General features: G+C 40.2%; 11 protein-coding genes and 2 riboswitches. All 11 genes read right to left on the bottom strand.

Annotation, left to right across the window (positions count from 1 at the left end):
• Positions 1-62 precede the first annotated feature (62 nt).
• The 11 genes from HFM85_RS15755 to HFM85_RS15705 all read right to left on the bottom strand — a co-directional run bounded on the left by HFM85_RS15755 (position 63) and on the right by HFM85_RS15705 (position 12,466).
• Positions 63-1,154 (bottom strand): M14 family metallopeptidase, encoded by a 1,092-nt coding sequence (locus tag HFM85_RS15755; protein ID WP_118699620.1) that lies wholly within the window; start codon positions 1,152-1,154, stop codon positions 63-65.
• Between the two features lie 186 nt (positions 1,155-1,340).
• Positions 1,341-1,649 (bottom strand): ArsR/SmtB family transcription factor, encoded by a 309-nt coding sequence (locus HFM85_RS15750; RefSeq protein ID WP_081017038.1) that lies wholly within the window; start codon positions 1,647-1,649, stop codon positions 1,341-1,343.
• A gap of 130 nt (positions 1,650-1,779) precedes the next feature.
• Positions 1,780-3,645 carry a heavy metal translocating P-type ATPase gene (locus tag HFM85_RS15745; RefSeq protein ID WP_118569138.1) on the bottom strand — a complete coding sequence of 622 codons (1,866 nt, stop codon included), beginning with the start codon at positions 3,643-3,645 and terminating at the stop codon, positions 1,780-1,782.
• Positions 3,646-3,797: 152 nt separating this feature from the next.
• Complete coding sequence (locus tag HFM85_RS15740; RefSeq protein ID WP_055053315.1) at positions 3,798-4,016, bottom strand: cation transporter; 219 nt, start codon at positions 4,014-4,016, stop codon at positions 3,798-3,800.
• Between the two features lie 258 nt (positions 4,017-4,274).
• Positions 4,275-5,630 carry an MATE family efflux transporter gene (locus HFM85_RS15735; protein ID WP_055053314.1) on the bottom strand — a complete coding sequence of 452 codons (1,356 nt, stop codon included), beginning with the start codon at positions 5,628-5,630 and terminating at the stop codon, positions 4,275-4,277.
• A complete protein-coding gene (locus HFM85_RS15730; RefSeq protein ID WP_055053313.1) occupies positions 5,630-6,601 on the bottom strand; it encodes an ABC transporter ATP-binding protein in 972 nt (323 codons plus the stop codon). The genes HFM85_RS15735 and HFM85_RS15730 overlap by 1 nt, the downstream gene beginning before the upstream one ends.
• A complete protein-coding gene (locus HFM85_RS15725; RefSeq protein ID WP_055053312.1) occupies positions 6,594-7,376 on the bottom strand; it encodes an ABC transporter ATP-binding protein in 783 nt (260 codons plus the stop codon). Before HFM85_RS15725 ends, HFM85_RS15730 begins: the two co-directional genes overlap by 8 nt.
• Positions 7,377-7,387: 11 nt before the next feature.
• Positions 7,388-8,215 carry a nickel transporter permease gene (gene nikC, locus HFM85_RS15720; protein WP_008707164.1) on the bottom strand — a complete coding sequence of 276 codons (828 nt, stop codon included), beginning with the start codon at positions 8,213-8,215 and terminating at the stop codon, positions 7,388-7,390.
• Between the two features lie 4 nt (positions 8,216-8,219).
• The gene (gene nikB / locus HFM85_RS15715) at positions 8,220-9,158 is read right to left on the bottom strand and encodes a nickel ABC transporter permease (RefSeq protein WP_008707166.1); all 939 of its coding nucleotides are present in this window, start codon (positions 9,156-9,158) and stop codon (positions 8,220-8,222) included.
• Between the two features lie 64 nt (positions 9,159-9,222).
• Complete coding sequence (locus tag HFM85_RS15710) at positions 9,223-10,785, bottom strand: ABC transporter substrate-binding protein (RefSeq protein WP_173739163.1); 1,563 nt, start codon at positions 10,783-10,785, stop codon at positions 9,223-9,225.
• A gap of 196 nt (positions 10,786-10,981) precedes the next feature.
• Positions 10,982-11,182, bottom strand: a riboswitch (cobalamin riboswitch).
• Positions 11,183-11,257: 75 nt separating this feature from the next.
• A complete protein-coding gene (locus HFM85_RS15705) occupies positions 11,258-12,466 on the bottom strand; it encodes a hypothetical protein (protein ID WP_173739162.1) in 1,209 nt (402 codons plus the stop codon).
• A 141-nt stretch (positions 12,467-12,607) separates the two neighbouring features.
• A riboswitch (cobalamin riboswitch) is annotated at positions 12,608-12,790 on the bottom strand.
• Positions 12,791-13,098: the final 308 nt, after the last annotated feature.

Below are 13,098 nucleotides of genomic sequence, written 5' to 3'. Positions count from 1 at the left end.
ACGGAATCGAGGTGTCTTTCTTTTATGCAAAATCACGAACTTGCTCATTTATAGTTAAGTATTTATTTATCCTCAGGATGCTTATGATATTCATGCCGTTTATGATGTTTTTCCTCTGATTTATGATGATGGTGTCCATGCTTATGTTTCTCATTTCCGCACACTTCACATCCTACTTCAATCTTACCCTGTGTATCCTCATCCCAGGTACCATAAGAAACCATCGGCGTATCCTTCATAATGCACAGACTGATGGTCTGATAAAGAATAATACCACCCATTTGGGCTCTGTACACAAACAGTTCACGTCCAAAATAATCGCAGATTCTTCCCAGTACTTCGCCTTCTTTAAAGGTCTCACCGGGCTGTTTCGCCGGATACCAGCAGCCTGATACCGGGGCATCTTCATAGATCACAGGACTTACTTCTATCGGTGGTTTGCCATGAATATGGGACTTCCCGCGAAGGATTCTCAGATGTCTGAGGATATTCTTCACATCATGAACATCCTCCGCTACCAGATCTTCGCACCAGCGGGAACTGTGTCCACGTTCCAGCAGGATACTCGGGATTCCCATGCTTCCGGCATAGTTATAAGCTCCGCCTGTTCCACACATGGAAGTTACCAGATAGTCCACATGTGCGATTTCCGCCATCTCCCGGCTTTTTGCAGCTACTTCCGGAGTTGCTGCACCTGTACAGTATACATAAGATACCAGTCCCTCAAATCCATCACCGCAGTGCAGATCCACATAGTAATCTGCCTTCGGGAAAAATTCTGTCACAACAGTATAAGCGATCCTGTCACTAAGTGTACCATTCGGATTTCCAGGGAAAACCCTGTTCAGGTTTTTTCCATCCTCATAAGTAAGACTCATGGTACGGTGTTCGAATCCAGTTCGGTTCATCAGACGGATCACTATGATATTTCCTGCGATCTTCTTCGGATCCAGCTCATCTGCAAGCTGCATAGCTGCCTGAATTCCTACATATTCTGCATTATGTACCCCACCGGAGATCAGAACAGTCTCCCCCTCTTTTTCTCCACAGATCAGTGTTACCGGAATTCCGAATTCTGCCCCGATGATGTGCACAAATCCTGATACTTTCTCACCCGGTTTTGCTTCCAGGTCTGCTACTCGTAATGTTCGCATCAAATCTTCTCCTTCCACTCATTCCATCTCTGCCAGATCTTATCATCCACTGGCAGGCTCTTATTTCATTCTGTAAATTCCACTTTCAATAGTTAGTTCTATAAAACTTTTATATTTTCAAACAGGGAGCCAATACTTGAAATATCAACTCCCTGCTTTTTACTTTTACCATACGTTCACATCGGATTAATTTTCTTCTATATGCTCTCTTCCCTGATTGATAATCGTCCGCACATGATCATCTGCCAGAGAATAAAAAATGGACTTTCCCTCTCGTCGGTTCTTCACCAGTTTGTTTTGCTTCAGGATTCTAAGCTGATGGGAAATTGCAGACTGTGTCATATTCAGTGCTTTCGCAAGGTCGCATACACATACCTCTGTTTCGAAAAGCACAAACAGAATACGGATTCTTGTAGAATCTCCGAAAATCTTAAACAAATCTGCCAAATCCTCAAGTTCCGTCTCTTCTGGCATTGTTTTATTTATAATTTCCATTGAATCTTCATGAATTTCATAATAGTCACAAGCCTCGTCTTTATGTTTTTCCACGCTTTCACCATTTTCCTTCCTGTCTGCAACTGTCTGTTATTCTATAAATTTTTGTAACTGTTCAGTACCTTCACAGTTACAGGTTTTTTACAAATAAAGTACGGATTGCGTTTAATACCGCAATGATCATAACACCTACATCTGCAAAAATAGCCATCCACATATTGGCAATTCCCAGCGCACCAAGTATCAGACACAAAATCTTAATGCCAATTGCAAAATAAATATTCTCATATACAATATGAATACACTTTCTTGCAATCTTAATCGCTTTGGAAATTTTCAGCGGATCATCATCCATCAGTACGATATCTGCTGCTTCAATCGCTGCATCAGAACCCAGTGCACCCATAGCAATACCAATATCTGCTCTGGACAGTACCGGCGCATCATTGATACCGTCACCCACAAATGCAAGCTTCTCTTTTTCGGATTTCTGATGAAGTAATTCTTCTACTTTACTTACTTTATCAGCCGGAAGAAGTTCACTGTAAACTTCCTCAATTCCCAGTTCTTTTGCTACCTGATCTGCAACACGTTTAGAATCTCCGGTAAGCATAACTGTTTTCTTGATACCAGCTTTCTTCAATTCAGCAATTGCTTCTTTTGCATGAGGTTTCAGAATATCAGAAATAAGAATATGACCTTCATATCTTCCATCTACAGCCATATGAATTACTGTACCAACATGATGACATTCCTGATAGGAAATTCCAAGGCGTTTCATTAATTTTGCATTTCCTGCTGCTACAGATATACCATCCACTTTTGCAGTCACACCGTTACCACTGATTTCCTCAATATCAGTGACTCTGTTTCTGTCAATTGGTTTTCCATATGCTTTCTGAAGACTCTTACTGATCGGGTGGGAAGAAGAACATTCTGCAAGAGCTGCATATTCCAGCAGTTTTTCATCTGAAATCTCATTATGATGAACTCCGCTTACTTCAAAAACACCCTGTGTCATTGTACCGGTTTTATCAAATACCACATAGCTGGTCTGTGCAAGTGTTTCCAGATAGTTGGAACCTTTAACCAGAACGCCCTGATTACTTGCTCCACCGATTCCTGCAAAGAAGCTTAAAGGAATACTGATCACCAGTGCGCATGGACAGCTGATTACCAGGAAAGTAAGTGCTCGGTAAATCCAATCACCCCACATAGTCGGTTTTCCCATGATCAAAAGTACGATCGGGGGAATAAAAGCAAGTGCAAGTGCTCCGTAGCATACAACCGGAGTATAATATTTGGCAAACTTTGAAATAAAATTCTCTGATTTTGATTTTCTGGAACTGGAATTCTCCACAAGTTCCAGAATCTTGGATACGGTAGATTCTCCGAATTCTCTGATCGTACGGATTTTCAGAACACCTGTCATATTGATACATCCGCTGATTACTTCATCCCCGGCTTTTGCATCTCTTGGAAGGCTTTCTCCGGTCAGAGCGCTGGTATTTAAAGTAGAAACACCATCAATGATCACACCATCAATCGGAACTTTTTCTCCTGGCTGTACAACAATTACAGTACCAATTTCAACTTCATCCGGGTCTACCTGTTCAAGTTTTCCATCTACTTCAATATTGGCATAATCCGGACGGATATCCATCAGTTCACTGATGTTACGTCTGCTCTTTCCTACTGCATAACTCTGGAAAAGTTCTCCAATCTGGTAGAACAGCATAACCGCAACACCTTCAGAATAATCTCCGAGCAGAATTGCTCCCACAGTAGCTACTGCCATCAGGAAATTCTCATCGAATACCTGTTTATTTCTGATACCTTTAAATGCCTTCTGAAGAATATCATAGCCAATTACCAGATATGGAATCATAAACAGTCCAAATCTGACATATCCATCTATCGGTAATTTAGAAAAAAGCACGATCAATACCGCCGCTACGATGATTCTGATCAGCATCTTCTTTTGCTTCTTATTCATCTTAATACCTCACTTCTTATAAAACAGGACCGCCGCCAGAACATATATCAGTGGATAACCATAACCGTCTGACATATCTCTGTGCTGCAGTCCCTCTCTGCTAATTTACGACAATTCCCGTAAATATATCATCAACAGGAATCGCTCCTGAATTAAAGATAGATTTCGCAGTCGTCTTCTACCTTCTTGCAGTTTGCCAGAACGTCTTTCATAACTGCTTTCGGATCCTGTCCTTCTTCAAATTCAACGATCATTTTCAGCATCATGAAGTTTACTGTTGCATCCTTAACACCAGCTGTATTCTTAGCAGCTTCCTCCATTTTGTTTGCACAGTTTGCGCAGTCTACGTCGATTTTGTAAGTCTTTTTCATTGTATTTTTTCCTTTCCGGCTCATGAATAGATTTTCACATCATCATATGAGCACTTGTTCATTTGTTAATTTTATTATAACAGCTTTTTATTCTCTGTCAATAACTTATTGTTAAAAAAATTGCAAATATCAAATTCTTATATCATAGGAACATTACGGAATCATTTCCTATGATATAAAAACAGAGGATACCGTCTGATTCTTCTTCCTGCTGCACCCTCTGTCTCATCTATCATTTGCGAAATGATTATAATCTTTTTATTTACTTTTCTTATGGTAGAATTTTTCGACCTTTGCCAGATATAAAATAGTAAAAGTGACACCTGACACTATCCATGATCCAATATAAATCCATACAATACATTCCATTGTTTCAAATGATGGTAAAACAACCAGAATGCAGACTACTCGAAACAGGCAGATTGTAAGTAATGTAGTAACCATTGACACCAATGTTTCTCCAAGGCCGCTGCATGCTCCTGAAAGAGCTGCTGCAACAGCATAGAATACAAAGAACGGTGCCATCATCTGCATATATCTTATAACCAGCGGTATCAATGTCGGAACGTCTTTCTGATCGATAAACAACGGTCCGATCAGTCCGGAACCGAAATAAAGGACAATACTGATAATTCCTACCGCGATCACAGATAAGCCCGTACCGATCAAGGCTCCCTTCTTTACTCTTTTCGCCTTACCGGCGCCCAGATTTTGCGCGGTATATGTAGTCAGTACAGGTCCCATGGAATCCGCTATCAGCCAGATCAGTAAATCCAGTTTATCACAGATTCCCCATGCTGCAATACTGTCAGTTCCCATTGTGTTAATACTTGCCTGAACAATAGAATTGGCAATTGGAAACAGCATGGACTGAAGAGCTAACGGGAAACCTTTGTTTATCATCATTCCCATATGCTCTTTGCAGATTCTCATAGTTCTGATTCCTATCTTTTCTTCCAGGAAATCAGATTTCACAAGAAAATATGCGGTAAGTACAACACTTACAATCTGAGAAAGTACAGTAGCTGCTGCCGCTCCTCCAACACCAGTATGCAGAAGTCCTACCAGTATGAGATCTGCAACAATATTGACCACACTGCATACGACCAGTACATATAATGGCTTTTTAGAATCTCCAAACGCACGCAAGACTCCTGCCATCATGTTATAAAGGATCATTGCCCATATTCCGCCAAAATAAATTCGGCAGTAGATCAGTGATCCTGCACGGACTTCTTCCGGAACAGACATGATATCAAGCAGCCATGGAGAAAAAATTACACCGGCTACAGCACAGACAATTCCCAGAATACCGGCGAGTAAAAGAGCTGTCCGCACTGCACAATGCAGTCCTTCTTTATCTTTTGCTCCAAAATATCTGGAGATCATAATCGTTGCACCTGTTGCAAGTCCGTTCATAAAGTTAAGCGGAAACTTAAAAAGTGTATGCACAGAGTCAATTGCTGCAAGTCCGATTTTTCCGGTAAACTGACCAACAATAACCGCATCAACCGTTGTGTACAACTGCTGAATCAAACTTCCCGCAATCAGTGGAAGTACAAAAAGTAATAATGCTTTTCCTATATTTCCAGAAATCAGACTATCTTTTTTCATTATCTGCCACCTTTTTTGAACAAATGGCAGGCAACACTGTGACCGTCTTCTACTTCTATAAGATGTGGATTCTCCTTTTTACAGATATCCATGCAATGTTCACATCTTCCCTGGAACGGGCATCCCTGTGGAAGATCCAACGGGCTCGGAGCTTCACTTTCAATACTCTCAATTGGTTTGGAAAAGTCCATATTAATATCAAATACTGCACCCATCAGTGCTCTTGTATATGGATGCATCGCTTTCATATCGAGGTCTTTTCCAGGAAGAACCTCTACGAGGTTTCCAAGATACATAACAGCCACCTGATGTGCCACCAGCTGAACCAGTGCAATATCATGACAGATAAAACCAAATGTAATATTCTTTTCTCTCTGAAGCTTTGTAATCAGTTCAATTACGGTTTTCTGAACAGAAACATCGAGAGCTGAAGTTGCTTCATCCAGAACAACGATCTCCGGTTCCAGTGCCAGTGCTCTCGCGATCGCAACACGCTGACGCTGTCCACCACTCATATTGTGAGGATAACGATCTGCAAAATCTCCTGGTAATTCTACCATTTCAAGAAGTTTTCTGCAGACAGCATCCTTCTCCGATTTCTTAATCTTTTTGAAATTCATCAAAGGCTCACACACAATATCACGAATGTTCATTTTCGGATTAAAAGATAAGGTCGGGTCCTGAAATACCATCTGAATGTTCTGACGGTTATTTCTCAGTTCTTCTCCCTTTAATTTCGTGATATCTGTACCGCGGTACAGAATCTCACCCTCTGAAGGTGTATCAAGAGAAACCAGAAATCTCATAAATGTACTCTTACCACATCCGGATTCTCCTACCAGACCCAGTGTTTCACCTTTATACATTTTCAGATTAATATCATTGTTCGCCAGCAGAGTACGTCCATGTGATGCCGCAAATCTTCTGGTTACATGTTTCGCTTCCAGTATTACTTCTCTTTTTTCAGACATATCGTTCACCTCCCCGGGATGGAACTGCCTCCAGAAGTTTTCTGGTATATTCATTCTTTGATTCTTTCAGAATATACTCTCTTGTTCCCTGGTCTTCCATTTTTCCGTTCTTCATTACAACAATATAATCTGACATGTAGGCAGCTACACCCAGATTATGGGTTACTACAATAATGCCTGTATGATAATCATCTCTGAGCTTCATCATCTGACGCACGATCTGTGCCTGCGTTGTTACATCCAGTGCAGAAGTCGGTTCATCTGCAAGAAGAAGCTTCGGCTGATAAGTCATTCCCATCGCAATACCAACTCGCTGTCTCATACCACCGGATAACTGGAAAGGATAAGATTCCATAATATTATCCGGAGACGGAAGTCTCATTCGCTCCAGCATTGCGATTCCCTTACTCCATGCCTCTTTTTTGGAAATTTTCTCATGAGTAAGAATATATTCTGTGAATACTTTTCCGACTTTACGTGTCGGATTCATCATTGCACCACTGTCCTGAAAAATCATGGAAATATCAGAACCACGAAGTTTTCTCCACTGTTCCGGTGTATAGGATAAGAGGTCTTCTCCTTCAAATGTAATACTTCCTTCTGTGACCTTACCGCCACCTGCAAGAAGTCCCAGAACAGCACGGATAACAGTGGTTTTTCCACTTCCGGATTCTCCTACCAGAGAAACGATCTGTCCCTCTTTCATATCCAGATTAAAATTCTGAACAGTTGGAACATTTTTGTAGGAGATTGTCACATTATCTAATTTCAGCATGTTTATTCCTCCTACTCATTTCTTGGATCGAGGATATCACGGATGGAATCCCCAAGCATATTAAATACAACAACTACTACAAAAATAGCAAGACCCGGGAAGATCATCAGCCACGGAGCGGACTGCATACACGCTCTTCCTTCATTCAGCATATAACCCCATTCCGGTGCCGGCGGCTTCGCGCCAAATCCCAGGAAGGACATTGCTGCCAGTTCCAGCATCATGGAACCTATATCTGTCGCAGCAGTAATGATCAGTGTAGGAAGTGCATTTGGAAGCATATATCGAAACAGCATATACGGTGTTTTGGAACCGGTAACGATCGCTGCTGATACATAATCCCTGTCACGGATCTTCATAACCAGGCTTCGTGCCAGACGCGCATATTTGGTCCAGCTTACTACTACAATAGCGATGATCGCATTTTTGATACTTGCGCCCATAATACCTGCAACAGCAAGAGCAAGTACCAGTCCTGGGAAAGCAAGCATCATATCTGCAATTCGCATAATAACAGCATCAATGACACCTCCGAAATATCCTGCAAGGACTCCGGTAACAGTTCCCACCAGAAAGATCAGGGCAACAACACCAAAGGTTGCTGACAGAGATGCACGTGCTCCATAAATAACTCTTGAAAAAATATCCCTGCCCATTTTGTCGGTTCCAAAAATATGTTCCTTGCATGGCGGAAGCAGTGCATCTACCAGAGAACCTTTTAACGGGTCAACCCCTCTGGTTACCACCGGTGCAAATACTGCTGTCAGAATAATACAGACTGCAAGAATAGAAAACACGACAAAAGTTTTATTTGCTAAAAATCTGTTTTTCTTTTTCATGATTCTACTCCTTTAAACGCATACGTGGATCAATATAAACATAAGATGCATCAACGATCAGGTTAATGACCATATAAATCAGGGCAAGCCATAATACATATCCCTGGATCAGATTGTAATCACTGGATGTGATTGCTGAAACTGCAAGGTTTCCAAGACCCGGATAAGAGAAGATTACTTCTACAACACTGGTTCCTCCAAGAAGTGATCCTATGGAAAGACCAAACATTGTGATCAGCGGAAGCAATGAATTTGGAAATACATTGCCCCAGATAATCTTTGATTTCTTTACTCCTCTTGCCTGTGCACCGATCACATAATCCTGACTCAGTTCATCCAGCACCGCTGTTCTTACCTGTCTGGTATATTTGGAAGACATTGCAATCGCAAGTGTCAAAGCCGGAAGAAACAGACTCTTAAAGTCTCCCGCAGAACTGATAACCGGAAATGCATTGATATAAACACAGAATGCCAGCATTAACAGAAGTCCAACCCAGAAGTTAGGCATCGCACATCCGAGGAATGTAATTCCCCGGACGAGATAATCGATCCATTTATCTTTATATATGGCAGACAACATACCTAAAGGTACAGAAATAACCAGCATAAGGATCATGGCCATTAATGTAAGTTTCAAAGTCGGCCATAATCTGGCTGCAAGAAGTTCTGTAACTGGTTTATTTAAGCTGTATGATTTGCCAAAGTCACCTTTCAGACAGTTCTTAAGCCATCTGGTATACTGCACCAGAAACGGATCATTCAGACCAAGTTCCTCGCGTGTCTCCTGAACCATTTCTTCAGTAGGCATTACACCGGTTGCCGTGTACATGTTTCGTACAGGGTCACCTGGTGACATAAAGGTCAGTGCAAATGTAATAAAGCTGATACCGATCAATACGATCACAATCTGTAATAAACGCTTGATTATTTGCTTTTTACTCAAAAAAGACACCTCTTTTTATTTCTGTTTGTAACTATTCAGTAACTTCACAATTCGCAGACTTTTCTTATTCTGCAGGAGTAATTTCTGTTGACAGCCAGTAGTAATCTGCTGTATGGATATGTGCAGAACCAACTTTCTTACTGTAGATCATAGATGAGTTGTAGTATCCATCAATCAGAACCGCTGCATCATCTACCAGGATCTGCTGCATCTGGAAGATCAGATCTTTTCTCTTTTCCGGATCCATTTCACCTTTTAATTCTTCATATAACTTATCATAGTCCGGGTTGGAGTATGCGCAGTAGCTGGTATCAGTTGCCCAGTTAGCCATATATGCCAGAGGATCTCCGGTACCAACAGTGATCCAGTTATTGTTATTAAAGTCATAATCCAGTGCTGCAAGTTTACTCCACTGATCATCTGAGCTTCCGTATTCAGGAACAACACCGATGCCGATTTCTGCAAGATACTGTGCGTGAGCATCTGCAAAGTCATTCAGAAGACGGTTTTCATAAGAAATATATCTGAGGTTGATATTCTGACCATCCAGTTCACGGATTCCATCTCCGTCTGTATCAACGATTCCTGCATCATCCAGAATCTGTTTTGCTTTTTCCGGATCATAGGTATATGGATTTTCCAGTTTGTCATAGTCATAGTTCAGAGTAGAAGGCAGTACGGAGAATCCTGGTGTATAAAGTCCACCGATTGTTCTGGAATTACAGATTGTATCATTATCAATTGCCATCAGGATTGCCTGACGAAGTGTTTTGTTTCCAAGAACACCGTCAAAGTTCATCCATGCAAATCCACAACGTACACCTGATGCGATATCAACAGTATAGTCATCGTTATCCTGGAAGTCCTGAATATCTGCTACATTTGTGATATTCTCAACCAAGTCTACCTGACCACTCTGGAGAGCCATTGTTTTTGCGGAGTTATCTCCCATGAACAGCAGATTGATCTTATCGTATGGAACATCTTCACGATAATACTCATTTGCAGCTAATGTATAACCAACACCTACACCATTGAATTCTTCAATCTTGTATGGACCTGTTCCAATAATTCCATTATCGTAGTTTTCAATATGTTCTACATCTGTGATTCCCATAGTTGGGTGGCAGAGCTGTCCTACAAGGTTTGCATATGGTTTGCTTGTTTTGATGTTAATAGTATTTGCATCATCATCTACAGTAACTTCTGCTTCAAATTCCAGATATTTCTCCGGTTTGGCAGATCCGGAAGGTCCTACCTCTTTCATGTGATCAAAATACTCTTTTACCTTTGTCGGAGTTAAATCACATCCGTCAGAGAATTTAATTCCGTCTTTCAGCTTGATCGTCCATTCTGTATGCTCGTCATTTACTTCATAACTCTCAGCAAGCCACGGGATAACTTCCATATTGTCATCGAATTTAAATAATGCTTCAGCAATACCATATCTCATAGCATTCCATCCACTGTTTTCATCATTTGCACTGTTTACACATCCATCTGTGTACATCTGACATCCGAAGTTTAAAACCTTCTCATCACCCTTCGCCTGTACAGTAACTCCCATTAATAATGCAACTGTTGTTGCCGCTGCTAACACAAGTAATTCTCTTTTTGTTTTTTTCATCCTTTACTTCCTTTCTTTTTTTGTTTCTTCGTTGTTTTTCTTCCTTCTCATACTGTCCATTCCTGTGATTTTGAACGAAAAAAAAGACAGATGCTCCCACATCCGTCACGAAATCTTACCATTAAAGAATCAAACATATATATGCAACACATGAAGTTGTAACTCTTAATCAGGATTTCTCGTCGTCCGCAAGAATCTCTTTTACCAGAAATAAGCAGGTCTCCTGACTTAAGCTTACCCATTTTCAGCACCTTCCCAGAAAAATATCTTCCAGTGGCATTCAGCTGAAAACCAACTATCACAGTGACGGGATCGTACCGGATTTACACCGGTTTCCCCTTTTAATCAGACCAGCAGGACGCTTCTGCTGGTCTGAACTTATCTCTAGAATCATTAAATGACCGTATGAATACTTATTTATCATAACATACTATCATGTATACGTCAATTATTTTAGACTTTTATTTTCTATCTATTTTTCCGTAAATTTCCGGAATTGTTCAAAATTTGTTTCCAGTGTATAGGATTTCAGAACTTCCATCATGTCCTCTACACTATATGTATTATCATACATTCCAATAGATAACGCATACTGCTTATTAAACTCATCTACTGAATCCGCTGTCCAGAATGACTGCTGCAGCCGGAAAGCACTTCCATCTTCACGGTAATCTTCTGCAAAGCCTTCCAGAGCATTTTTCATGGCAACAAATGATGGTGCAACGATAGCACCATATTTTCCTACAAGATAGTCGATTCTTTCCTTGCCGTTATATCCCTTTTTGTTAAACATTTCGTATGTATCTTCTGTAAAACAGTCAATTGAACCCAACAATACATCTGTACTGTTCTCTTCTTCATAAGCATCAATTACCTTGATAAAATCACTTGCGCTCACTACACTCAGAATAACATTATACTCTCCTGTATTCAGCGGATCAGCCAGCTTTTCATCAAGATAATCTTTGGGATACCCCGGAACCAGAGTAATCTTAATGTCGCTACCTGTTTCAATTTCTTCAGTATCCTGCGTATTCACCAGTTCTTCTACAGGCTTCTCATATGACAGGCCATATGCTTCCTGAAGCTTATTCAGAATACCAATCGTTCTCAGACGATGCATCTCATTACCGATAGCAGCTCCTCCACATGCTATTATGTAATGATTCTGATTATTCTGATCCTCTGAAGCAAAATACTCCGCCATATTGGCAGCCGCATCCATTTCTGTTTCAACAGATGTTCCTATCGTTCCCAGAAAATAAGGATTATCCTTTACTTTCTCATACATTTCATCACTGATCGTTCCTGATCCACGTACATAATACATACCATATTCTTCACATACCGGAAGAACTTCTTCAAGATCTGAAGAAAGGAAAGAAATGATTCCCTTTACATTTCTTTCATGAAGCTCATTGATAAAGCTGATTTCTTCTTCTGCAGTACTTATACTGGAAGAATATAAAAACTCGACTTCAAAAGCCATGCCGACATAATTTTCAAAATAATTTCTAAATGCTCTTACTTCTGCATCATTCAGATTATATACGGACACTCCTATTGTCATTTTTCCGTCCTGATTTGTTGTATCACTCTGAGTATCGGCTGCCATAACTGAAATACTGGTGCAGGTGAGCAGCATAATCATTGTCAATATAAAACTTATTATCTTTTTCATTCCTTTTTTACCTTTCTATCGTATTTGTATAAAAGTTCAAGTTTTCTTTTCTCACATCCTTTCCTGAAATAAAAAAGATTCTTTTCTTAAAATGTATTTTAGGTATAAAAATAAAGCCTTTCTTATACACCGTAAGAAATAACCTTTTTTCCAATGCAAGCAGGTCTCCTGACTTAAGTTCATCGCATTTTATCGTCTTCCCGCCTCTTCAGCAGTGACGTATATGATAAAAAGCTCCCTTTTACAGTGGCGGGACCGTACCGGATTTGCACCGGTTTCCTTTTTAATTCCATATTACTGGAAACATGCATTATTTTTATAATATGATATCAGGGGCTAAAAGTCAAAAACTATTTTTACTCTGCGCTAAGGCTTTTCCCCAACTTCATTATATTTTTATTATATAATTCCATTTGGTTAACGTCAATAATTTACATCTAATATTTATATGTTTTTTTATTCACTTTTACTATGGTCTTGAATATTCAGATTCCAGTATCTATTCCATAATAAGGGTCTCTTTGCAGCACTACCTTCTCTTGTGGCATTTCTTTGTTTATGCTAAAATATTTTTACTACTATAAATGAGCAAGTTCGTGATTTTGCATAAAAGAAAGACACCTCGATTCCGT

The organism is Blautia schinkii (genome assembly GCF_013304825.1).
Classification (GTDB): domain Bacteria; phylum Bacillota; class Clostridia; order Lachnospirales; family Lachnospiraceae; genus Blautia_A; species Blautia_A schinkii_B.
This window is presented reverse-complemented; position numbering and strand designations above follow the sequence as displayed.